General features: G+C 63.2%; 19 protein-coding genes and 1 pseudogene. 6 read left to right on the forward strand and 14 right to left on the reverse strand.

The window, feature by feature from the left end; all coding sequences use genetic code 11:
* Positions 1-523: 523 nt before the first annotated feature.
* Complete coding sequence (locus SO140_RS17785) at positions 524-733, reverse strand: hypothetical protein (protein WP_449379239.1); 210 nt, start codon at positions 731-733, stop codon at positions 524-526.
* 327 nt (positions 734-1060) lie between these two features.
* Here SO140_RS17785 and SO140_RS17790 point away from each other — a divergent pair, with 327 nt between their 5' ends.
* Positions 1061-1279: a hypothetical protein gene (locus SO140_RS17790; RefSeq protein WP_449379240.1), complete on the forward strand. Its 219-nt coding sequence runs from the start codon at positions 1061-1063 to the stop codon at positions 1277-1279.
* Positions 1280-1613: 334 nt separating this feature from the next.
* Positions 1614-1895 carry a hypothetical protein gene (locus SO140_RS17795; RefSeq protein ID WP_449379241.1) on the forward strand — a complete coding sequence of 94 codons (282 nt, stop codon included), beginning with the start codon at positions 1614-1616 and terminating at the stop codon, positions 1893-1895.
* 162 nt (positions 1896-2057) lie between these two features.
* On the opposite strand, the gene SO140_RS17800 is transcribed toward SO140_RS17795, so the two are convergent.
* Positions 2058-2405 (reverse strand): hypothetical protein, encoded by a 348-nt coding sequence (locus SO140_RS17800; protein ID WP_449379242.1) that lies wholly within the window; start codon positions 2403-2405, stop codon positions 2058-2060.
* Positions 2406-2611: 206 nt separating this feature from the next.
* Here SO140_RS17800 and SO140_RS17805 point away from each other — a divergent pair, with 206 nt between their 5' ends.
* From SO140_RS17805 to SO140_RS17815, 3 genes are read left to right on the forward strand one after another with little or no spacing between them, the layout of a single operon-like run.
* Positions 2612-4276, forward strand: a complete 1665-nt coding sequence (locus SO140_RS17805) for a sulfatase-like hydrolase/transferase (RefSeq protein ID WP_449379243.1) — start codon at positions 2612-2614, stop codon at positions 4274-4276.
* A 51-nt stretch (positions 4277-4327) separates the two neighbouring features.
* Positions 4328-4705 carry a nuclear transport factor 2 family protein gene (locus tag SO140_RS17810; RefSeq protein WP_449379244.1) on the forward strand — a complete coding sequence of 126 codons (378 nt, stop codon included), beginning with the start codon at positions 4328-4330 and terminating at the stop codon, positions 4703-4705.
* A gap of 27 nt (positions 4706-4732) precedes the next feature.
* Positions 4733-5233 (forward strand): GNAT family N-acetyltransferase, encoded by a 501-nt coding sequence (locus SO140_RS17815; RefSeq protein ID WP_449379245.1) that lies wholly within the window; start codon positions 4733-4735, stop codon positions 5231-5233.
* A gap of 4 nt (positions 5234-5237) precedes the next feature.
* On the opposite strand, the gene SO140_RS17820 is transcribed toward SO140_RS17815, so the two are convergent.
* From SO140_RS17820 to SO140_RS17850, 7 genes are all read right to left on the reverse strand, one after another.
* Entirely contained in the window at positions 5238-5915 is a 678-nt protein-coding gene (locus SO140_RS17820; RefSeq protein WP_449379246.1) for a hypothetical protein, read from the reverse strand.
* A gap of 82 nt (positions 5916-5997) precedes the next feature.
* Complete coding sequence (locus tag SO140_RS17825; RefSeq protein WP_449379247.1) at positions 5998-7431, reverse strand: DUF2252 domain-containing protein; 1434 nt, start codon at positions 7429-7431, stop codon at positions 5998-6000.
* Entirely contained in the window at positions 7428-9161 is a 1734-nt protein-coding gene (locus SO140_RS17830) for a SulP family inorganic anion transporter (protein WP_449379248.1), read from the reverse strand. Before SO140_RS17830 ends, SO140_RS17825 begins: the two co-directional genes overlap by 4 nt.
* A 289-nt stretch (positions 9162-9450) precedes the next feature.
* The gene (locus SO140_RS17835) at positions 9451-9690 is read right to left on the reverse strand and encodes a hypothetical protein (protein WP_449379249.1); all 240 of its coding nucleotides are present in this window, start codon (positions 9688-9690) and stop codon (positions 9451-9453) included.
* Positions 9691-9724: 34 nt separating this feature from the next.
* Complete coding sequence (locus tag SO140_RS17840; RefSeq protein ID WP_449379250.1) at positions 9725-10846, reverse strand: DUF2336 domain-containing protein; 1122 nt, start codon at positions 10844-10846, stop codon at positions 9725-9727.
* Positions 10847-11044: 198 nt separating this feature from the next.
* Positions 11045-14722: an AsmA family protein gene (locus tag SO140_RS17845; RefSeq protein WP_449379251.1), complete on the reverse strand. Its 3678-nt coding sequence runs from the start codon at positions 14720-14722 to the stop codon at positions 11045-11047.
* Between the two features lie 303 nt (positions 14723-15025).
* Entirely contained in the window at positions 15026-16258 is a 1233-nt protein-coding gene (locus SO140_RS17850) for a cytochrome P450 (protein ID WP_449379252.1), read from the reverse strand.
* A gap of 110 nt (positions 16259-16368) precedes the next feature.
* Here SO140_RS17850 and SO140_RS17855 point away from each other — a divergent pair.
* Positions 16369-16719, forward strand: a pseudogene (locus SO140_RS17855) (HAD family hydrolase); the annotation flags it as partial.
* 61 nt (positions 16720-16780) lie between these two features.
* On the opposite strand, the gene SO140_RS17860 reads toward SO140_RS17855, so the two are convergent.
* The 5 genes from SO140_RS17860 to SO140_RS17880 form a co-directional block, all read right to left on the reverse strand.
* Positions 16781-17608: a potassium channel family protein gene (locus SO140_RS17860; protein ID WP_449379253.1), complete on the reverse strand. Its 828-nt coding sequence runs from the start codon at positions 17606-17608 to the stop codon at positions 16781-16783.
* A 6-nt stretch (positions 17609-17614) separates the two neighbouring features.
* Positions 17615-17770 carry a hypothetical protein gene (locus SO140_RS17865; protein WP_449379254.1) on the reverse strand — a complete coding sequence of 52 codons (156 nt, stop codon included), beginning with the start codon at positions 17768-17770 and terminating at the stop codon, positions 17615-17617.
* 23 nt (positions 17771-17793) lie between these two features.
* Entirely contained in the window at positions 17794-18258 is a 465-nt protein-coding gene (locus tag SO140_RS17870; RefSeq protein WP_449379255.1) for a YidB family protein, read from the reverse strand.
* Between the two features lie 268 nt (positions 18259-18526).
* A complete protein-coding gene (locus SO140_RS17875; protein WP_474799406.1) occupies positions 18527-21112 on the reverse strand; it encodes an EAL domain-containing protein in 2586 nt (861 codons plus the stop codon).
* A gap of 156 nt (positions 21113-21268) precedes the next feature.
* Entirely contained in the window at positions 21269-22570 is a 1302-nt protein-coding gene (locus SO140_RS17880) for an MFS transporter (protein ID WP_449379257.1), read from the reverse strand.
* Positions 22571-22649: the final 79 nt, after the last annotated feature.

The following is a 22649-nucleotide window of genomic DNA, read 5'->3' on the forward strand; positions in this document are numbered from 1 at the left end:
TAAGCCGGCGGCGGCCGACGCCCTCCTTTTGATTCGGAAAATCCGTTGACACGTCGGGCAAATCACCGGCACGATGCCATCCTGGGGGGCTTGGCAGCTGCCGCGACGCGGGGAACACAGAAACCCCGTCGGCGTATTGATCGACGATCGGCCGGAACCGTACCGGCCGGACGCACAACTTGGGGAACATTCATCGCGGGGAGACCTGTCGCCAATAGGAACCACCTCCTTCCTCTGCCGTTGGGCGGCGCGGAGGAGAGCCGATGGATCAGGATGAAGACCAGAAGCCGCCACGGGAACGAGAGCGTACGGACCGTACCGAAGACGCGCGCAAAGTCGCGGAAGAATACGCCGAATTGCAGCGTCAGATCGCGGAGAGGCTCCGCAGGAAGATGAACTAAAGCGCGACGAGATTGAATCGTCATCGCGCTCTAGGTTGTTGTCTGCGCATGACCTCCGCGTGGACGCGTCTCGCGTTTATCGCGAGGAGAACCGCTCCACACGTTCCCGGATCATGCTCCGGTCAACGGGCGCGCGAGGCGCGCCAGCTTTCGACGCCATCATTTGGATGACGCTCGTGTTTGCGCAGCTCATCGACGAGACGCTCGAGATAGGGCGGCAGGGGCGACATTTCGCGAGATAGGTCCTGTTGCAACCTGTCGCCCACCTCGTCACAGATCGACCGGGCAGTCTTATGGTCGATGCGGTCCGATATTCGGCTGATCGGTTCCATAACGCGACTTCTTTGATCGGCCCCACGATTAACTCAAGTTACAGGGTGAGAAAATGTTTCGCGTCAACCGATGGGTCACTGGAACGAAGGCCGATTTTGCGGATGTTGGAACCGGCGACGCTCAAACTGGGAAACAGACATCAAGTTGAACCTTGGACTCGTTCACAGGCGATATGAAGTCGCCATGCTATCGCCTTCCGACTTTCCGCCCTTGTGACCAGTCCGCAATCGGCGCTAAACCTTTGCTTATCACCGGCTAAGGCTCTGCCCATAGGCGTCGAGTGGCTGAGAGACCACTTCGCTTCCGCCTATGGCGAGGAGAGCAAGATGGATCGGTCCCGGCAACTTCAACATCTCGAACAAGCTGAGCGCCACCTATTGCGTGGCGAGCAGAGCGTTTCGGACCAAGAGCAGCGTATCGAAGACCTCAAACATCATGGGCATGATACAACTCTGGCCCGCGCACTCCTGGAAACATTCCTCTGCACGCAGATGCAATTTCTCGCGCACCGCGATCAAATCCTCCGAGAACTAGATCGCGCTTGAACTGACTAAAGCGCGATGAGATTGGGCTGAATTTCGATCGGCCCTTATGGTGTTGTCTGAGCATGATCTCCGCGCAAACGCGTTCCGCCTTGGGTCGCGAGGGAAAACCGCTCCACACTGTTCCCGATCATGCGAGCGTCGCGATCGCGCCAAACGCGACTCCAAGCCGCTACAGCATGCATCATCCGGCTTGCATGCAAGGCACTGGGTCGCGCCCGGCTTGCAAGATCAAGGCTCGTCAACCCGGACAGAAACTGGTTCCGCATTGATTTCGATCAATGGTGGGACCCGGTCGCATGTCAGGTCTTCTCATTGTCCTGCAAGGAGAAAGCAAATGACTGGACATGCCAGACTTCTTGGACTGATCGTGAGTGCCGCGCTCCTGACGGCAGCCCCTCTGTCGTTCCGCTATTCACCCACGGAGACGCTATCCGTGTCCATTGATCGCGCCGAAGCGCGCGTTGGGCGGCCGCTGACGCCCATGAGCGTTGCAGGCGTCAACCGCCGAGTGCATCGGCGCGCCTATTACGGTGCGGCGGCGGCGGGAGCTGCAGCCTATGGTGCCTATGGCTATCGCCGGGCTTGTGGCTACTATCCCTATCCGCCCTGCTATTGAGCTTGCGCGAGCCTCGTCGCTTGTCCGCGACGAGCCGCGTCGTTTCTTCCCCATTGTACCGGCCGGCGTGCGGCGTACGCCTTCTTGCGCACGTACGCCGCCCCTGGGCCGCCCAAACAACCTCTCGACCATGACCGCGCCACACGAACTGGCTGATGCCCGTCAGGCGTGATGCGAATTCACTCTCTCACGCATCCTGTGACACAGCTCTTCCAGCTGACGCTGGAGAATTTCGAAGTTCGCAAGCAGCCTGTCGGCTCGTTCGCGATCCGCTGACCCCACGACAAAGTGGTTTCGCAGATTTGTAAGATAGCTCACGCGACTTCGGCCCGTGGCCGCTCTGCGCTCGGCGAATTCAAGCTGCTCGAGATCGTAGCTCAGCGCGTCCTCGGTGGCGATGAGCAGCTTCATGATCGTATCGCGATTTTTCTCGCTGAGATCAGCGCTGTTCAGGAGGCTGAGATAGTGGTCGATGTTGGCCTGGGCGATATACCGGTCCATCCTGTCCATCGCGCCCTCCTTGGGACGCACAATGCTATTCGGTAATATCTGCCGACGCCACCTCTCCGATGAGCGCCCTCACGAGCCATTGAGCTAGATCAATGCCCGGCCGGTTCCCGGCATCAGCGCCGAGGTCCGACCGCGGAGGATCTGGGCGGCGATCAGAGCCTGAGAGCCGAATTGAAGAAATCGAAGGCTCAGGGCATTCTGCTCCCATGGCTTTGACCTTGGCACTTGTGACGACCATCTGCGTCGTTGCGCTAACGGAACGCAGCGTTGAACACCTGCTGTTTGCGATCGCGGCGCTCTTCCTCAACGCGGCTCTGCTGCTGGTTTTCGTTGCCGATTTCGAGAGAGCGATCCTGCTGTCCGGTACGCTGGCAGTCGCAATCGCCGGTGTATCGATCGTGAAGTTCAAACACAGCGCACTCAAACTGATCGTTTCCGATGTGCCGCTCGCGTTTGCAGGCACGGTCCCGTTCTTCGTGTTGCAATACCCACGCATGATGTTGGGTGTTCTCGCCGCGGGATTCCTGCTCGCTTTCGCTTCCGTCGCGATCCTGGTCTACGCCGCCGGATCTCCGATTTCCGTCGCTTTTCGAATCCCCTTGTTCTGCCTTGCGCTCATCGGCTTCGCGAAGGTCTCCGCCATCAAGGGAGCCACGTCCTTGCGGCTGACGCTGACGCAAGGCCGGTGCTTTTATTCCACCTTCATGGCCTCGCTCGTCGACCCCGCGTCCTGGCGACAGTTCAATGGGCTGGCTCTGAGCGATATCGCAAACGAACCGCTGCCGCTGAAGGAAGCGGTGCCTGCGCGCTCCAGCGACCGTCCAGACATTATCGTCATCCAGCACGAGTCGGTCTTCGACCCGCGCATGTTCGGGCTGCCGATCGAGCCGGTCCTCGAAGCGTTCCTGTCTCCTGCAGAAGGGGAGTCCGGGTGCCTCAACGTGGACATCTACGGTGGCGGCTCGTGGCAGTCCGAATTCAGCCTGCTGACCGGTCTTTCAAGTGCCAGTTTCGGTTCGGGCGCCTACTACCTCTTCAGGAAAGGCGCCGGCCGGTTCCACAGCAGCCTGCCGCGCTCGTTGGCCTCGCTCGGTTACAAGACGACACTCACATCGAGCTGTCGCCGCAACTTTCTCGACTATGATGAATTTTACAGCTCGATCGGCATCGACGAACGCATTTTCATCGACGACTTTCCGCTGCCCTTTGACATCAGGCGTTTCGAGGCGACGAATTCCGATGCAACATTTCTACAGGCGGTGATCGACGCTCATACCAAAAGGGTTACCAACGACCAGTCACCTCAATTTCTTTATGTGCTGACCAACTTCAATCACGGTCCGCATAATCGGCGGCTTGTGCCGCCCGGACAGCTTGAGCGGGAGCGCGCCTTTGCATTGGCGAGCCTTCCCGACGCCGGATACGCTGAATATTACGCGCGACTCGTGGAGACCGCCTCGACCTGGCAAAAGCTCAGGGAGAAGCTGGCAAGCAGTTTTCCGGGGCGCCCTGTTCTCGTGGTGCACTATGGGGACCATCAACCCGTGCTAACGAGACGGATCGATCGGCACCTGGAAGGCCCGGGAGACGGCCGGAGTCCGTTTCGTACATTTTACGCGATCGAGGCTTTGAACATCCCTCACTTTGAGCCTGGACGGGGCGCGGACCTCGATATCGCGTTTCTTGGAACTGTCGCCTTACGACGTGCGGGTCTCCCGCTTGACCCAATATTCGCTACGCGTGCAAGCTTGCTTGACGATTGCGGAGCATCCTACTTTGCATCGGCCTCCGAACGGAAACGCCGATTCCACCGCACGCTCGTGGATCGGGGCCTGATAGACTTGAAACCGCGCGTTCGGCACGCTCGCTAGCCGGGCGCATTTTTCCGTGCTTTGCTCGGCGCCACCATGCAGGAGGTTCATATGGATGACCGAACCAAGCGGCTTGCGCTGGAGCGTCACTGGAATGCGTCGGATGCCGGCGATTTCGACGTCGAGCATGACATCTACCGCGAGGATGCCGTGCTTGATTATCCGCAATCCGGCGAGCGAATCCGTGGCCGGCATAACATCAGGGAGAGCCGGTTCGTGCAGCCGAACAAGAAGCGCTTTGCGGTCCGGCGAATCGTTGGAAGCGGCGATCTCTGGGTGACTGAATTCACGCTCAGCTATGATGATATCCCGTCCTATGCAGTGAGCATCATGGAGTTCCGCGAAGGACTGGTGGCGCACGAGACGCAATATTTCGCCGACCGGTTCGAGCCAGCGCCGTCGCGTGCGCATCTCGTCGCGCGCGTTTGAATGGACGGCGCGCGGCGGTCTGCTTCCATGCAATCCTTCAGCACCGAGAGATTGACCGCCGAGCGGCTGCATGAAGGTCACCTCGCCGACCTGGTCGCACTGCACCTCGACCCCGAGGTGTCCCGCTATCTCGGCGGAGTGCGCTCTCCCGAGGCGACGAAGGCCTATCTCGCAGTCAACATGGCCCATTGGGACCGCCACGGCTTTGGGCTCTGGGCGCTGAGAATGCCGACGGGGGAGTTCGCCGGGCGGGCAGGAATTCGGCATATTCTCGTGGATGACGTCGACGAGACCGAGATCGCCTACACGTTCAAGCGCAGTCTTTGGGGCCAGGGATTGGCGAGCGAGATCGCGAGCGCGCTGACGAGCATCGGACTGGCACGGCTCGAGCTGCCGTCCCTTATCGGCCTGGTTTTCGTCGAGAACCACGCATCCCGTCGCGTGCTGGAGAAATCCAGCTTCAGCCTGGAGCGGCACACGATCTATCGCGGCGAGGACGTCGTGATTTACCGGGCCCAGCAGGTCTAGCCCGTCATCGGACCTGCCCGGTCGCCGCGGCATTCTTGTCGGTCAGAATGCTGATGCTGATCAAGAGAACCCAGACCGGGAACACCACGATGCTCCAGTCGAAATAGTAGCTGCCGATCAGAAGGATCGCCGCGATCACGTATCCGCCAAGCGCCAGCCAGCGCGGCGTGAAACCGGTGTAGACGCCGATCGTCGACGTCGTGATCATGAAAACGGATGCTGTCTTCACCACGTAGATGTTGATCATGCCGTAGGCCAGCGCGCGTCCGAAATGGAACGTCGCCGAATTGACCAGGACCTCGGGGGCGGCGTGAAACGCGAGGATGATCGCCCCCACGACGGCCGCTGCTGCAAACAGCATCGCCAGGAGCAGAAGGCCGCTGCCAAGAAATACGGTTGCGAAGAACTGGTCCTCGCGCTCCCCAAGCTTGTCACGGAGCGCACCGACGAACCAGAGAAAGGCTATTCCAGCAAAGGGCACCAGATTCAACGCGATCAAAACGTTGGTAGCTCCGGTATGCAGCCAGGCGCCCGTTTCCAGGGGATCTCGCGGCACCGAATGCCGCATCAGCACAAACACTGCAAAGAGCAGGATCGAGAACACGACACCGGCGATCGCGGCGGCTCTCGGGGTTCGCAAATGGGCGTGCATCACGCCTGCCCTGTCAGCGGAATCGCGCATAGCAGAACTCCCTCAGATGGCCGGCGAAGATGACGCGAAATCCCGGTGGCACGATATGGCCGGCACTTGCTGCGAGGAGACGTCACGCAAGAACCGATGCGACCTTGATCCGGCCTGTTCTCCTCGATTTGGCAAACAACTCGAAGTCCCGTTCGGTCTGCCCGGCATAGCCGATCGCAAATTTGCCGATCGCGTCATCTAGTGCATCGCTCTTGCCGCAATAACCTGCGATCGTCGCGGCATCGCCTGACTTGGCGTGCGCCAGTGCCAGGGCCCAGCCGCACATGCCGCAATAGTCGGGCAGCGACTCCAGATCCTCGAGTGCGGCCCCACCCTTCAGTTCCGAAAGCTGCCGAACGTAGAAATCCCGTCCATCGGCCCGTCCCCAGCCGAGGAAGATGTCGGGCGATCCCTGCATCAGTCGCTGGCCGACCACCACCCTGCGCCCCTGGTGCTCGAAGGGCAGCTTGATCCCGACATGGGACGCAAGCACGGAGCGTTGTGCTTCCTTGATCTGGAGAAAGAGCGGGTCGCTCTCGTCGACACCCTGAAGCAAAAGTACCCAGCACCGCGTGCCGACGCTTCCGATCCCGACCACCTTGCGCGCGAAATCGACCAGTTGGTAACGCGACAGCAGCAGCCTCCGATCGTAAGTCATGGAATCGATGTAGGCCTGGAGAAGACGGTCCAGGAACACCCGCGCGGGCGTACCGGATGAGCTCCGCGTCGTGCGCTCGATCAGGGGAATGTGCTCGATGAAGCGGTGCTTGCCGTTCACTTGCTCGGTCAGCTTTTCGAGCGGCCGGATGTGTCGCACCTTGTCGATGACGTCGAGGGCTATACGGCGCATCCTGGACGGCAGGCCGTCAAGAATGGCGCGCTCGTCGATCCGATCATACCAGACTTCCAGATAGCCCATTTCAGCGTAGCGAAAGATGCGCTCACGATAAATGGCGACACATTCGCGGGCGGCCTGTTCGCATTTCACTCTGTCACCGCCGAGGCATTGCGCCGCCACCGCCGCGCTCGCTGCCAGCCGCTTGAGGTCCCATTCCCACGGAGCCACATAGACTTCATCGTAGTCGTTGATTGCAAAGATGAGATTACGTTCGGCCGAAGCATAGACGCCGAAGTTCTTGACGTGCGCGTCACCGCATCCAACCACGGCAGTGCCTGAGATCGGCAGGCCCGCCAGATCGCTCGCCATGATGGCCGCAGCTCCGCGAAAGAATGCAAAGGGATTTTCGAGCATGCGGCCGTATTTGATCGGCAGGAGCTCCTTGACCCGGCCGGCATCCTGCTGCGCCAGAATGTCGACGGGATCCGCGCGCCTCGCTGCTGGCTCGAAGTTAGCCTGCGCCGAGCGGGGAACCTGTTTTCGCAACGCCTTGCCCGCCGCCAGGCGCTCTCTGACGGACGGCCGCTTCAGCAGGAAGCTGTCGATCAGGGCACGATCGCCATGCGCCTCGATCATGCGGTAGAATGTGGACGGCGGCTGCAGATTGGCCACTCTCATGATTGGCTCCCGGAGCTGCGACCGCTGCAGGGGAAATCACCGGCGCGCTGGTGCCAGGCGCGCACGCCGTCCGTGATGCGCTCATAGAATCCGTCCGGCCCTACGGCCGCTTCTATGCCGGCGCGCCGCATGTCCTCGCGAATGGGATCACGAACGCGGACGAATGCCACGCCGATCCCCTTCTTCTGCAGCTCCCGGACCAGCCGCAGCAGCTCATCACCTCCGGTGATATCCATGAAATCCACCGAGGCGAGATCGAAGAGCACGCGTTTTACCGGCGGCGGCGCCGCGATCGAGGCGCGCAGCCCGGCGCCGATGTGACCAACGCTCGCGAAGAAGAGGTCGCCGCCGACGCGCCAGATCAGGAGCCCTGGAAACGTGATTGCTTCCGGATGAACCCGGACATCACGGTAGGCTTCCGTGCCTGGCAGTTGTCCCAGCGCGGCGCCCTTGGGACGGCTGGCCAGATAGATCAACCTCAGGAGCGACAGCACGACTCCGATCGCGATGCCCTGCAACACGCCCAACGTCAGTTCGCCCGTGATGACGATAAGCGCGACCGCAAACGACCAGCGGCTGCGGACCAACACGTCATGCAGGTAGGTCGGCTTTGTGAGGTGCAGCATCGCCGCAATGACAATGGCTGCCAGCGCCGGCTCGGGCATGTTTCGGAATAACGGTGTCAGCAGGATCAGGGTCAGGAAGCAGAATACCGCGGCGATCAGGTTGGCGATCTGGCTGCGCGCGCCAGCCGCCATGGCCACCGACGTCTTCGAAAGGCTGCCGACAACGAGAAATCCTCCGAACAGGCCGGTCAGGATGTTTGCAGGCCCATGAGCGATCAGCTCCTGGTTCGGATCGATATCGTTTCCATCCTGCAGGGCCGCCGCTTTCGCGGCGCCCAAAGCCTCGGCATAGCCAACCAGGACGATCGCAAGCGCGCCCGGCGCGAGTTCGCGCAGGACCGGACCGTCCAGGTTTGGCATTGTGAACCCTGGCAGGCCGGAGGGGATATGGCCGGCGACGTGTACGCCAACGGCCTCTCCTCCGAGCAGTCCGACCAGGATCGTTGCCAAGGACATGACCACGAGCGCCGCCGGAATGCTCGGCGCCCAATGACGGAGCAACAACATCGCCGCGAGGCACAACAGTCCGGTCAGGGCCGGCGCGAGCGAAACTTCCGCGAGATGCTGCAGGACGTGCCAGAGCTTTTCGAAGAAATTGCCGGACACGCCGCTGATCCCGAGCAGATGAGGCACCTGGCCGATGATGGTCACGTAGACCAGGCCTTCGATGAAGCCGCGCATGACAGGCGTAGGGATAAAGCTCGCGACCCATCCCATGCGCGCGATGCCGAAGAACAGGAAGAGGACCCCGATCATGACGGCCAGGGTGGACGTAAGGGAATTGAACTCGGTCGTGCCGTGCGCCGCGACGGCGCCGACCGTCAATGCAGAGATCAGGCCGGTCGCGGTATCCGGTCCGACAACGAGCTGGCGCGACGTGCCAAACAGCGCATAGGCGAGCAACGCCGGTACGATCGTATAGAGCCCCATGATCGGCGGTACGCCGACGATCCCGGCGTAAGCCATTCCTTCGGGCACCATCACTGCCCAGAGCGCGACACCTGCAAGCGCGTCCGGCACCAGCCATTCGCGCCGATAGCCCGGTATCCAATCGAGCATCGGAAGCAGTCTGTGAGGCACCGAGACGAGGCCGGAAATCGCCATGATCCAACTGTCCGCGGACGGAAGCAGTCATTGCATGTGGTTCTCAGCCCAAACCATTGATCAAGATCAACGCCGCCTCTCCGGGATCGCCAGCCGGAGCCAGGGACGATGACAGTGGCGTGCTTGATCGGGGGAGAGATGATGGGTTTCGCTCCATCCACAATCCCTGATTATCGAGAAGGGCGCGTAGCCCGGTGGAGCGTAGCGAAATCCGGGATCTTGTGCCGGCGGATCAGACCGTCCCGGATTGCGCTGCGCTCCATCCGGGCTTCTGGACTGCTCTCTCGACCTACCGAAAATAATCCAGCACGAGGTCGAGGTCGGAGCGGCCGGCGGCGGTGCCGTTGAGGTCGGCGTCGATCACCCGGCGGCAGGCTTCCACCGCGGCATGGTCGCCGAGATCGTTGGCGGCCTCGAGCACGAGCCACGCTGCGTCGACCGAGGCCTTGTCGGGCTTCGCGCCGCCGGCGTCGGTGCTCAGCGACTTGTTGAGTTTCTTGCGAGCTGCGGTGCCGAATTGAGGCAACATGGCAAATACTCCCCTCTCGATTTCCCGATGGCGCTCAGTGCATCTGGAGTTCGGCGCGGCCTGCCGTCGGATCGGCGGCGGTGCTGTTCTTGCGCGACTGGTAGAATTTCAGGATGCTGCGTGACGTCTCGATCTTGAGGCGGCCGAACTCGCGCTCGTTGTCCTTGAGATCGCGCGCAGTGATCAGATGATCCTTGGCGCCGAGGAACAACAGCGACATCGTCGTGTCCCACGAGAAATTCAGCGCCTTGCACAGCACGAGCAGCATCTCGCGATTGCGGTCCATCAGCGCCCGCTCGATCACGTCGACCGGCAGCGCCGAGAGCAGCGACAGGCCGATCTGCACCTCGTCGAAACGGTGCTGGCGCGCATAGTTCGAGATCGAATCCTGGTTGAGGTTGCCCTGGCGGTGCTGCGTCGTCACCACGCGCTTGGCGACGAAATAGGTCCGCGACGACGGCCCGAATTTCGATTGCAGGTCGCCGGTGACGTCGGTCACCGAGCTCTGGATCTGAGACATCATCTCCGGCCGCTCGCTCGCGAGCCGGCGGCGGACGTCCTCCGACGCTTTCGCAATGAGCTGCTGGAAGATGTGCCGCGGCACGTCCTTGCGCAGGCCGAGCTGCTCGGCGAGGATCGAATCGCCGTCGGCGCGCCTCACCATGTGCAGCAGGCTGGAGCCCGAGAAGCGTGCGCCCTCATTCCTGGCGACCGAGGTCACGACCTCCTGGTTGCCACGCTTGACCAGCACGTCGGTCACGGCCTCGCCGATCGACTTGCGCTGAGAGATCGCCAGAAGGTGATCCTGCCCCTTGCTCAGGGCATTCTCGATCAGCGTTTTCTCGTCGAGCCGGTCGGACTCGCGCAGCACGGGGCCGGCGACCGCGATCTCGTCGTCGAAGGCGAGCTGATGCAGCACGTTGAGCGGGGCGTGGTCGCAGGCGACCATCAGGTCGGAGAGCTGCGCCCGCGCCGCCACCTCGATCTCGTCCGCGAGCTTGCCGATCACCTCGCCGAACATGCTGATCTCGTCGGCACTGTAGCGGCCGGTCATCAACAGGTCGGTCGCATGCCACAATGCACGTGCACGGCTTTCGTCGGTGCCGCGCGCGATCGCGTCGTCCAGATCCTGCAGAAGCGATTTCGCTTCGTTCATGGCGAATGTCCCCAGTTCTTGGCGGGCCGTCCTGTCCGCTTTGGCAGGACGCCGAATTCCTCTGGGAACCACGCTAGCGGTCAAACGCGAGAATTCGGTAAAATCGGCAAATCAGTTTTTCCGAGCAAAATTCGCTAAAGTTTACGCGAATGGCTTTACGCCCGCGCAACGCCCCACGCCTGCGCCAGCATGCGAGTTTTACGGATTGGACTGCGGCACCAGGACCAGCGGCGGCTTCGGCTTGGGCCTTGGCGGCGGAGGACCGGGCGCGGGCCTGACCTCGATCGGCGGCGGCAGCGGCGCCACCTGCTGGCTCGCGATCGGCGGGCTTGAAATCGAAGGGCCCGAAGGACCCGGTGCAGCCAGTGACGAGCGCGGTGTCGGCGCGGCCTTGGGCTCGACTTTAGCCTTGGGCTGGGCGCGTCGAGGATCGCGGCCGGGCATCGGCACGTCGACCGGCGGCGGCTCGGGCGCTGCGTCAGGTGACACGAGTCGCGGCAGTGCCGCGGTCGCCGGCGGCGGCTCGCCGCGCTCGATCGCGTCGAGGCGCCGCGTCTCGCGGTCGATCGTCCGCACCGCCAGCCACGAGGACAGCGGCGTGAGATCGACGGTACGGTTGAGCTTGTCCGGCGGGCCCGCCGCGAACACTTGGATTTCCGGAGGCGCGCCGGAGAGGCCGGTCATGATCGGCGTCAGGCTGGCGCGGATGTCGGCCTGGTCGGCGGGAATGTCATAGCCGCCGGAGACGATGGCGCGGGCGTTCTTTGCCTCTAGCGTGGTCGCGCCGACGCGCAGGCGGCCGTCGCGGATCGTGAACGGGATCTGCGCCGAGCCGATCCTCAGCGGGCCTGCCGACAGCGCAGACTCGACGAGCTGCCTGAGCCTTGAGTCGTCGGCGACCTGGCCGCCATCGCTGGCGCGGATCGCGAGCTCGAAGGCGCGCGGATCGAGCCCGGCAAGCTCGGCCGACTCCAGCGTCACGGTGCCGTTGCCGGCGAGCGCGCCGGTCAGCGCCGCAATGCTGCGGCCCTGGGCCGACAGCGCCATCTGCACCGAGGCGCGGCCCTTCGGCATCGTGAGATTGCGATAGCGCAGCACCGTCGCATCGACATTGGCAAGCTGGATGCGCGCGTTCAGCGACAGCCCGTTGGGACTGTCACGTGCATCGATGCTTGCGGTCATCTCGCCGCCGCCGATGCCGCCTTTCAGGGAATCCAGTGCCAGCGACTGGCCGTCATTGCGGATCGCGCCGCTGAAGGGCCGCATCTCGACGCCACCGGGCAGACCGCCGCGCAGGGCCTGGAAGACAATGCGGCCGCGCCAGCCGTTGAGAAGCCCCGCCGCGAGCGGCTGGTCTGCGTCGCGCCCGGTCGCCCCGATGGCCACCGCCAGGGCCGGCACGAGATCGAGCGTATCGAGCCCGACCTCGCCATCGATGGTTTTCTCCGGGTCCAGCGTCATCGCGAGACGACCCCGCAAGTGCGAGCCCGAGGCGGCGCTGTCGAGATCATCGAAGATCAGCCTGTTGCCGGACAAGGTCACGCGCGAGGACAGATTGACGTTTTGTGCTGACTTCTCGCCCGCACCGATCCCGAACAGCGGCGCGAGGTTGGCGTTGCGCACGCGCAAGTTCACGCTGGCCTTCGGATCGGGCAAGGACAATTCGACGCTGCCCTGCGCGTCCGCATCCAGTCCGCCTCCCGCGATCTTCGCGTTGAGCTGAAGCGGCCGGCCCCAGACGCCGCTCACCTTGCCTTCTGCCTGCGAAGCCCCCTCGCCCGCCGCGACCACGCGGTCGAGGCCGAACAGCGTCAACAGCGAGCTCGCCTGCGGCGCGGAGAGTTTTGATTCCAGCGTGAAGTCGCTGTTGCGCAGCCTGTCGAGGTCGAGCCCGTTGATCGCCGCCACCAACGTCTGCGCTGACAGCGTCGCCGTTCCCTTCAATTGCGGCGCTTCGAGATCGAGCGCGGCGCGCGCATTGGTGCGGTCGGCATGCTCGGCGTTCTTGTCCAGGTTCAGGTCGAGCTTGAGGCGCGCCGGCCCGGGCAGCGCGTCGAGGCGCTCAAAGCGCGCGCCAATCGCCGGCGCGATCGGGTTGATCAGGGCCGTGAGCTGAGAAAGGGAATTGGCCGCCGACTTCAGCGTCAGCCTGCCGGTCGCATGCGCACGATCGAAGCTGCCGCTCGCTTCCGTCGTCACGCCGCTCGCCTGGCCGAACTGCAACTGCTCTAGCGCCAGCGTGGCCGGGCTGTAACCGAATTTGGCGGCGAACGGCCGCAGTTCCTGCCCAGCCGAGATCGCACGGCCGACGTCGAGTGACAGTTTGGCTTCGTCCGGCCATTCGCCTTGCGGCCCGGCAAGGCCGCGCACGAAACTTGCGGCGGCGTCGAGGTCGAGCCGGTCGGCCTTCAGCTCGGCATCAAACCGCGAGCCTTTGTTGGCAGCGGTCTGCGCGAAGGCGATGCGGCCCTCGACCGCGCCACCCTCGATCTCGGCGTTCAGCTTGTCGATCGCGAGATGGTTGGCGGCGACCGTGACGTCGCCGCTCAGGCGCAACGGCTTCGTGCTGCGGCGATTGATCTCGCTGCGGCCCTGAAGCCAGGCCACAAGCGTATCAGGATCGGAGGATTCGATGCTGAGCCGGCCGCTGAAGCTGTCCGATCCTGGCGTTGCGCCGTTGAGCGCGACCTGGGTCATGCCCGGCGCGCGCAGATCGAGCCGCTGGAAGGTCCAGGACCTGCCGTCGGTCTGCAACTCCGCGGCGATGTTTTGCAGCGGCCGGCCGCCGAGCATGATCTGCTCGGAACTGAACGAGATCTGCGCCGGGATTGGCGCCTGCGGAATCGCGGCGAGCCCTGCGCGCAGCGCCGGCAGGATGCGTAGCGGCTCGGTATTGTCCTTGGCCGCGAGCTTGTCGGCATCGAGCTGCCGCGCCGACAAATTCGCGCGCAGCAGGGGTGCGGCGCCGAATTTGAGGTCGCCGACGCCGGCAACCTTGAGGGCGGTGTCTTCGGGGCCAAAGCTCGCATCGATCTGGTCGAACTTTGCGAGCGACGGATCGGCCTTGAGCCTCGTCGTGAGCTTCCACGGCGTCGGCGCGGGGGCTGCCGGCCTGTCCTTCGACGTTTCCTTCGACGTTTCCTTGGGCGGAGGCACGGCCAGCGTGAGCGCGCCGTCGAATTTCGGCAGCCGGCCGTCAAAGGCCAGCACGCCTTCGAGATCGGCCAGGATCGCGCGCTCGCCGGGATCGATATTGATGTGGAGACGGGTGGCGGTGCCGTCGGGGCTCGGCCCGGAGGAGATTCGGAACGGGTAGCGCGTGCCGGACAGGGTGACGTTGCCATCGCCCCGCACCGAGCCCGCAAGCGAGCGGACGTCGCCGGCGAACGCGATGTCGCTGAGCTCCAGCGTCGAGCGGCTGGCGGCATCATGAAGCGCGATGCGGCCCGTGAGATTCAGCCGCTCGATCGCCAGCGAGGCGAAGTTGAAGGTGCCGCTCGCCGTGGACGGCAGGTCGACCCGGCCCTTGGCATCGAGGCCGAGGTCGGCCGCCATGCCGTTGACCGTGAGCTCGGTGGCCCGCCACTCGCCGCGCATCAGCGAAGAGAGGCTGAACTCGACGTCGAGCTTGTCGGCGCGCAGCTTGCCGAGGTCGTTGTTGCCGCCGAAGGTGACCGAGCGCAGCCGCAGCGTCGGCGCCGGCAACAGCCGCGCATCGAGCTGGCCGGCCACCCGCACCGGGACACCGATGATCCGGCTCGCCTCCGCCTCGAACTGGGGCCGGAACTGGTTCCAGTCGATGAAGTAAGGCCCGATCAGCGCGGCCAGCAGCGCAATGATGAAGGCAATCGCCAATCCGAGCAGCGTCGTCTGCACGGGTCTCCCCTCGGCCAAAACCGGCACCCGGGCCAAACCCAAGCCTACGTCTAAGCCAAATCGAAGCCTAAGCCGCGCCGGAACTGCCCCTTATATAGGGGCAAGTGTGGCAATGTCACAGCGACTGTTGCGCGCGGAGGTTAACGCTGGTGCTCAATCAGACCCTCATGGTGAGGAGGCGCGCTAAGCGCCATCTCGAACCGTAGAGGCCCCGCTCCCGCCCGCGGCCATCCTTCGAGACGCCCGCCTTAGGCGGGCTCCTCAGGATGAGGAGGGGGCTCCCAGAAACAGCAGTGAGGGCTATCACCAGCTCGCCGGCAGCCGCTTCAGACCGCGCAGGACGAAGGTCGGCCGCCATTCGGGGTTTTGGACATCGTCGATCCGCAAGTCCGGCAGCCGCCTGAGCAGGGTGTTGATGGCGATCTCGGCCTCGATGCGCGCCAATTGGGCGCCCAGGCAGAAATGGATGCCGCCACCGAACGACACCGGCTTGACGTTGTCTCTGAGGATGTCGAGGCGTTCGGGGCTATCGGGATAGACAGCCGGATCGCGGTTGGCCGAGCCCAGGAGGCACAGCACGCTCTCGCCCTTGGGGATTCGCTTGCCGCCGAGATCGTGGATATCCCCCAGCGTGACGCGCCCGGTCATCTGCACCGAGGAATCATAGCGCAGGAACTCCTCGATCGCGTTGGTGATCAGCTCCGGCCGCGATCTCAGCAGTGCGAGCTGGTCCGGATTGCGGTGCAGGGCCAACAAGCCGTTGCCGATGAGATTGACGGTGGTCTCGTGACCGGCCACGAACAGCAACATGATGTTCGCGGTCAATTCCTCGTTGGTGAGCTTGTTGCCGTCTTCCTCGGCCAGCACCAGCTGGGTCGTGAGGTCGTCTCCCGGATTGCGGCGACGCAGCTCGAACAATTGGTGGAAATACATCTGCGCCATCAGGTTGCGTGCGTTGCCCTGCTTGATCTCGTCCGGCGTCATGGGAACAGGATCCAGGATTCGCACACCATCGCTCGAACCCTTGTGGAACCCCTCGCGGTGCTCTTCCGGGATGCCAAGCATGTCGCAGATGATCGTGACCGGCAGACGGAAGGCGAAATCCCCGATCAGGTCCATCTGACCGCGATCGATCATCGCATCGAGCGTCTGATCGACGATTTCCTGGATACGCGGCCGCATGTCTTCCACGCGCCGCGCGGTGAAGGCCTTGACCACGAGACCGCGCAACCGGGTGTGATCCGGCGGATCGGCCTGGAGCATCGTGTGACCCAAATTCCGGAAGACCGGCTCCTCCATGATCTCAGGACCGTAGCGGCGCCTCGAGCGCTCAGCGAAATCCTTCCCGAAGCGCTTGTCGCGCAGCACGAGGCTCACCTCGGCATGACGGCTGGCGACGAACGAGCCGAATGGGGTCAGATGCATCGGATCGACCGCGCGCAGCCGCTCGTAATGGGGATAGGGATCCCTGATGAAGTCGGGGGCCAGTGGATTGAACAGCGGATCGGTTGCTGCCGGCTGCGCATGCTCGTTCATGGTGACCTCAAATCGTTCGCCGCATGACATCGAACACGCCGCGGGGCCGGAAAACGTGCGGCGTGACCATCTAGATCCCGCAACTCAATACATTATTGTATCGAGTTGCAATGCAGTGTGCAGTCTTCTTCGATCTGGAGGGCACGCTCCATGATCGTACAGCCAGTGTTGAAGTCTTCATCCTTTCCCAGGCACGGCGAGTCCTGGCTATGCGAGAAGCCGACGCCTGCCGGTTCGCAGAACGTTTCATTCAACTCGAAGAGCGCGGTAGAGTCTGGAAGGATCAGGTCTACCAAGCCTTGAGCCAGGAGTTTCCGCAAGCACGTCACGCCTGCGACAACCTTCTCAGCGATTATCTGCTCTCATTTCCCAAACAGTGTCGTCTGCGGCAGGGAGCGGCTGACCTCTTGCGTGATCTTCGGCATAACGCCTTCAAACTCGGCATTGTCACCAACGGCCGCTCAGACATGCAGCTCGCTGCGCCCTGGCATCGACGCCTTCTGCAACCATGGCGGCATGTGACTAGTCGGAGCCTTCGTCAGGAATGTTCAATACCGTGCCACACGCCTTGCAATGCACGGCATCGATATCATGGCGCTGCAGGCCGCAGACCGGACACGGAAACCGCACCTTCGCCGGCGCCAACAGGGCCTTGGCGAGATTCAGGAAAAGCGTCACGCCGAAGATCATTATGACAACGGTTATCAGGCGACCAGTCGTTCCCGGCAGGGTGATGTCGCCGAAGCCGGTCGTGGTCAGCGCCGTGACCGTGAAGTAGAGCGCATCGGCGTAATTGGCGATCTGTTTATTGTGAGATTCTTGAGTCTCGTAGACAACGCCCGTCATCACGAAGATAAATACGGCGAGCTTTGCCACGGCAAAGACAACTTCCTCATTTTGCCGAAAGAAGGAGCTGTCGGTGCGAAGCCGCGCCACCATCCGAACGTCGCGGAGCAATCGCAATGTTCGAAGCGTGCGCAGGAAGCCGCCAGCTTCTCCGGCAAGCGGCGCAAGAAATGAAATGATCACGACGATATCCGTCCATGTCGACAGACGGACGAACTCCTGCAGCGGATGTCGGCTGATAATCAAACGCGCCGAGAAATCCGCAAGGATCAGGACACCGAACACCAGGTCGAGCGATTCAATGGCTCGGCTGCGAGGCAGGAACGATGTCACGATGATAAACAAGACCGTGACGGCATCGAGCAGGAGCAAGGCGTACCTGAACCGCACGCCGACGGAAGATTCGCCCTCATATAGTTGCCGAATCCCGGTCTTCAGTAGCTCAAATGGGCTGGCGACAGAGTCGAGCAACCCGTGTTTATCCGGGGTTTGAGGAAGCGCCATGGCCGATCAGATCAAACAGCCAGCTCGACGCTTCCCGGCAAAGAATCCGCATATCACCAGCAGGATGACCGCTCCGACAACGGGTTCAGTGCTTGCGGGCATGATGATCTTCGCAACGACGCCCGCCAGACATCCAACAATGATGGTCCATACGATGCTCATCCTGTTGTTTCCCTATGCGGTGATCAGGCGTCCCGAGGAGGCAAACGACCATCCGGCGTATATTTATCGACGGCTGTCGGCAGCTCCCGCGAAAGTCGGGCAAGGAGTTCTTCCTGCGACAGTCCGGTCTGCTTTACCAGCGTCGCCAAAACATCCTGACCTATCGCTTGCTTGAGCTCAGGAGGCGCTATTTCCTTGTTTTGGCCCGGCCCCACCCATGACTCGGCAGCTTCGCCCTGTCCGTTTTTCGTGAATTGATCGAACAATTCGTTGAGCCCGCCACCAAGAAGACTTCCGGCGCCTCCGCCGCCCAGCAGACCGCCGAAGACACTCGACAAATCGCCTTGCGCCTGCGGCTGTCCGCCGCCGGGCTTGGACGAGGCGCCCGTCGCGTTGTTGAACATTTCCATCAGCTTGTCCCGGTTCTGATATCCCGCAAGGGCAAGCATTCCAAGGAGCGCAGTCATCGATGGCATGCCACGGCTCATTTCACCCTCCTTGTGATCGACAGATTTAGCTCATGGATTCTCCAATCCGCGCATCTGAAATCGCCACGGGATTGATCCGGTCGACCGTAGTGGGCCTTTGACAGGCGCGGTCTTGATCTGAATCAATGAAGCGATGTTCTTCGTGCTGTGGCCGTTGCCTGCCCGTTCGGGTCAAAACCGGCAAAGCTCAATCGGAGCGGCTACTTTCTACTTGGCCGTCAGAAAGCGACATTGCCTTGATGAGCACACGGCCCGGGCATTGTTGCCGTCAGGCCGTGCGCTTGACTGGCGCGGCATCGGCTTGCGCGCGATCGAGATGGTCGCGCATCGCCCTCGCTCTGTCGGCGCCATGGTCGGTCAGCCAGCGTTCGAACGCGACAGGTGTCAGCGCCGGGGCGTAGAGGAAGCCCTGCACGACGTCGCAGCCGAGCTCGGCCAGCACCTTGCGCTGCGCCTCGGTCTCGACGCCTTCGGCAACCACGGTCATGCCAAGGCCCTGACCAACGCGCACGACAGCGGTCGCGATGGCGAGCGCACCGGCGTCGGCTTCGATATCACGCATGAAACTGCGGTCGATCTTCAGCTCGCGGATCGGCAAATGCGCCAGCCGGCTCAGGCTGGAATAGCCGGTCCCGAAATCGTCCAGCGACAGCCCGACGCCGAGCTCGCGGATCGCCTTCATGGTCTCGAGCGCAACCGCCCGCTCCTGCATGAACGCGCCCTCGGTGATCTCGAGCATCAACGCGTCCGGCGGCAGATCATGCGCTGCGAGGACACTTCCGACATGCTTTGCCAGCACGAGGTTGCGGAAATTGATCGGAGAGAGGTTGACCGATACGCTGGGGATGTCGAGCCCGGCGCGACGCCAGCCTGCCATCTGGCGGCAGGCCTCGCGGATCGACCACAGCCCGATTTGCTCGATCAAGCCGCATTCCTCGGCGAGCGGAATGAACTTGGCCGGCGAAACGTCGCCGAGATCAACGTCATGCCAGCGCGCCAGCGCCTCGACGCCATGGATCGCGCCGTCGGCGGTGCGAATCTGCGGCTGGTAGCGCAGGCTGAGCTTGTCCTCGGCGATGGCGCTGCGCAGCGCCGCGGTGAGAGCGAGGCGCTGCTCGGTCAGCCCGTTCATGTCGGCGCAGAAGAAGCGATGGGTGGAACGTCCCGCCTGCTTGGCGTTGTACATCGCCGCATCGGCCTGCTGCATCAGCGTGTCGATATCGGTGGCGTGATCAGGATAGAGGCTGATGCCGATGCTGGCGGACATCTGCATCTGCCGCGCGCCTAGCCGCAGCGGCTCCGCGAGCGACTGGGTGATCCGGCTCGCGACGCGCGCGGCACTTTCGGCGTCGCGGTTCGGCAACAGGATGACGAATTCGTCGCCGCCGAGCCGGCCGAGCATGTCGCTGGGCTCGATCTGCGCGCGCAGGCGATGCGCCAGCTCGACCAGCAGCTCGTCGCCCGCGGCGTGGCCGAGCGTGTCATTGACGTCCTTGAAATGGTCGAGATCGAGAAACGCCAGCGCGACATGGCTGCCGGGTCGACAATCGTCGATCGCGGCCGTGATCAGGTGGCGCAATTGCACGCGGTTCGGCAGGCCGGTGAGGATGTCGTGATAGGCGAGCCGCGCGATCTCAGCGCGTGCTTCCTTGCGCTCGATTGCGAGCGCGCCGAGATTGACGCAGGCATCGACGATGCGCCGGTGCCAGCGGCTCGGCGCGCGCGGCTCCCTGTAGTAGAAGGCGAAGGTGGCAATGACCCTTCCTTCCTTGGACTTGATCGGCGTCGACCAGCAAGCGCGCAAGCCGATCGACAGCGGCATCGCCTTGTATGGCTGCCAGCGCGGATCTCTGTCGATATCAACCGCGAGCACCGGCTTGCCGTAGTAGGCCGCCGTTCCGCAGGAGCCGACATCGGGTCCGATCGCGACGCCGTCCAGCGCCCGCGAATAGTCCTCGGGAAGGCTGGGACCGCCGAGGGGATGCACGAAACCGGCGGCATCGACATGAAGCAGCGAGCAGACGACATCGGGCGCGATCTCCTCGACGCGCCGGCACAGCCGGTCGGCGATCTCGGTGATCGGGACTTCGTCGGCAAGCGCGCACGTGATCAATTGCTGGAGCGATCGCAACTGCTTGGTTTCGGTGATGTCCTCGATCAGGGCGAAGATATGCTTGACCCGGCCTCTGCGATCGCGGAAGGCATCGATCCTGGCAGCGACCCAGATCTCCTCGCCATCCTTGCTGTAGAGCATCACCTCGGCTTCGCCGCCCCGGCCACCCGCCATCAGCCGTTTGCCGAGCCTTGCAAGCGCCCTGCGGTTGGTGTGGCGTCCGGCCACGAGCTCGCTCACGCGCCGCCCATTGGCCTCGTCGGAGGCATAGCCGAACACAGCGGCGAAGGCCGCGTTGGTGTAGCGGATATTCAGCTCGGTATCGGTGATGATCACCGCGCGATTGGTCTGGTCGGAGACCGCGTTGAGCAGCCCGATCCGCACGCGACGTTCGGCCTCCTCGGTGACGTCGCGAACGAAGACGACATGGTGGGTCGCGCCGTCGGCAGTGATGGTCGAAAGCGAGATGGCCGCCCTGAGCCGCGTGCCGTCGCAACGCACGAGGCTGATCTCGTCGCGGACATCCGTGACCGGGTCGGCCTGCAAGCATTTGAGCGAGAGGACGCCGACGTCGCGTCCGAGCGCGTCCGCCCGCGGGAGCTTCCAGAGCTGCTGCGCAGCCGCGTTGAAATGCGTGATCCGGCGATCGGCATCGACGATGACAACGCCGTCCTCGGCCAGCTCAAGCGCAGCCAGCAGGACTTCCGGAGTTCCGATTGCAGGGCAATCCTCAGCCGACATTGTTGGACTCGGGCGCGTCGCAAGGTGCGACAAGGGCGGCGAGCCTAGCGGTCCGATGGTGTCCAAGTAGTTGGCTCAACCTGGCGTAGGCTCGTCAAGATGAGACATGCTTAAGATTCCGCAAAGACGAGCCGCGGAATTGCGAAGGGAGGCGACTTATCGGGCGCCGGTTCCGGGCTGAAGCTTGTGCAGCCGGCCGGCGACCGCCCTCACCTTGCCCGGCGCCGCCTGCCAGATCGACAGCGCCGACAATCCGCTGACGACCATCGCGATGGCAAAGGCGAGCGTGTAGTCGCCGGCAAGATCATAGAGGATGCCCGTCACCCAGGGCCCGGCCGCGCCGCCCGCAAGCGCGGCCAGCATGATCATGCCGAAGATGCTGCCCTGATTCCTACCCCCGAAAATCTCGAACACCACCGCGCCCATGATCGAGGTCAGCCCGTAGCCGAGCGCACCTTGCGTAAACACCATCAGGTAGACGAGCCAGAGTGAGGCTTCGAATTTCAGGCCGATCAGCGCAGCAAAGCAGATCGCAAAGCCTGCGCAGCTTGTCGCCCAGACCCATTCCCGGCCGATCCGGTCCGAGACATGGCCGAGCAGGATCTGGCCGGGAATGCCGAGCAGGCTGACGGCGCCGAGCGCCCACACTGCGACGCTCGGGCTAAAGCCGATATCCAGCAGGAATTTGGTCTGGTGCACCTGCACCGCGTACCAGATGTACAGGCCGCAGAAATAGCCGAGCGCGATCCACCAGAACCGCGCCGTGCGCAGCGCACTCTTCAGCGTCCATTCGGTACCGGCCCAGACCGGATCGACGATGTTGGAAACAGGCCGTGCCGCGCTCGGCGACAGCGCCGCGTCGCCGTCCGGCCGCAAACCGAGATCCTCAGGCCGCTTGCGGAGCAGCAGGTTGATCGGCGCCAGCGCGATCAACAGCAACAGTCCCATCGCGGTGCAGGCGCTGCGCCAGCCGCTCTGCTCGATCATGTGCTGCGCCCAGGGCAGCAGGGTCACCGAACCGATGCCGACGCCGGCAAAGGCAATCCCGATGGCGAAGCCGCGCTTGCGGATAAACCAGTTCGGCAGGAACAGCGACTGGCCGGAATAGCCCAGGCAGACGCTGCCGGCGCCGACCATGACGCCGATGGTGACATAGAGATGCCAAGGCTGGCTCGTGAGCGGCGCGAGCAGGAGGCCGCCCGCCATCAGCGCGACACCGACCTCCATCACCGCGCGGGGGCCTGCGCGATCCATCAGCCGCCCGATCAGCGGACTAACCACGCCCGAGACCACGAAGCCGAACGAGAAGGCGCCCGCGGTGACGCCGCGCTCCCAGCCGAACTCGGAGATAATGGGAGGAAAGAACAGTGAAAAGGCGGTGCGCGCATTGACGCCGATGGCCATGGTGACGAAGGTCACCGCGACTACGACCCAGCCATAGAAGAACGGAAGCCGCATTGTGATGGTTTCATCCCTGGACGATCTTTCCGACCATTAAGGGGATGTCCGGGTCAAGCGCTTTTCGCGCATGCCCGGC

The sequence above is a fragment of the Bradyrhizobium sp. UFLA05-108 genome, assembly GCF_059803455.1.

What these genes read in the sequence shown, in the direction of transcription:
- SO140_RS17785 (WP_449379239.1), bottom strand. Translation starts at nt 733, where the DNA reads ATGGAACCGATCAGCCGAATATCGGACCGCATCGACCATAAGACTGCC.
- SO140_RS17790 (WP_449379240.1), top strand. Translation starts at nt 1,061, where the DNA reads ATGGATCGGTCCCGGCAACTTCAACATCTCGAACAAGCTGAGCGCCAC.
- SO140_RS17795 (WP_449379241.1), top strand. Translation starts at nt 1,614, where the DNA reads ATGACTGGACATGCCAGACTTCTTGGACTGATCGTGAGTGCCGCGCTC.
- SO140_RS17800 (WP_449379242.1), bottom strand. Translation starts at nt 2,405, where the DNA reads ATGGACAGGATGGACCGGTATATCGCCCAGGCCAACATCGACCACTAT.
- SO140_RS17805 (WP_449379243.1), top strand. Translation starts at nt 2,612, where the DNA reads ATGGCTTTGACCTTGGCACTTGTGACGACCATCTGCGTCGTTGCGCTA.
- SO140_RS17810 (WP_449379244.1), top strand. Translation starts at nt 4,328, where the DNA reads ATGGATGACCGAACCAAGCGGCTTGCGCTGGAGCGTCACTGGAATGCG.
- SO140_RS17815 (WP_449379245.1), top strand. Translation starts at nt 4,733, where the DNA reads ATGCAATCCTTCAGCACCGAGAGATTGACCGCCGAGCGGCTGCATGAA.
- SO140_RS17820 (WP_449379246.1), bottom strand. Translation starts at nt 5,915, where the DNA reads ATGCGCGATTCCGCTGACAGGGCAGGCGTGATGCACGCCCATTTGCGA.
- SO140_RS17825 (WP_449379247.1), bottom strand. Translation starts at nt 7,431, where the DNA reads ATGAGAGTGGCCAATCTGCAGCCGCCGTCCACATTCTACCGCATGATC.
- SO140_RS17830 (WP_449379248.1), bottom strand. Translation starts at nt 9,161, where the DNA reads ATGGCGATTTCCGGCCTCGTCTCGGTGCCTCACAGACTGCTTCCGATG.
- SO140_RS17835 (WP_449379249.1), bottom strand. Translation starts at nt 9,690, where the DNA reads ATGTTGCCTCAATTCGGCACCGCAGCTCGCAAGAAACTCAACAAGTCG.
- SO140_RS17840 (WP_449379250.1), bottom strand. Translation starts at nt 10,846, where the DNA reads ATGAACGAAGCGAAATCGCTTCTGCAGGATCTGGACGACGCGATCGCG.
- SO140_RS17850 (WP_449379252.1), bottom strand. Translation starts at nt 16,258, where the DNA reads ATGAACGAGCATGCGCAGCCGGCAGCAACCGATCCGCTGTTCAATCCA.
- SO140_RS17860 (WP_449379253.1), bottom strand. Translation starts at nt 17,608, where the DNA reads ATGGCGCTTCCTCAAACCCCGGATAAACACGGGTTGCTCGACTCTGTC.
- SO140_RS17865 (WP_449379254.1), bottom strand. Translation starts at nt 17,770, where the DNA reads ATGAGCATCGTATGGACCATCATTGTTGGATGTCTGGCGGGCGTCGTT.
- SO140_RS17870 (WP_449379255.1), bottom strand. Translation starts at nt 18,258, where the DNA reads ATGAGCCGTGGCATGCCATCGATGACTGCGCTCCTTGGAATGCTTGCC.
- SO140_RS17875 (WP_474799406.1), bottom strand. Translation starts at nt 21,112, where the DNA reads ATGTCGGCTGAGGATTGCCCTGCAATCGGAACTCCGGAAGTCCTGCTG.
- SO140_RS17880 (WP_449379257.1), bottom strand. Translation starts at nt 22,570, where the DNA reads ATGCGGCTTCCGTTCTTCTATGGCTGGGTCGTAGTCGCGGTGACCTTC.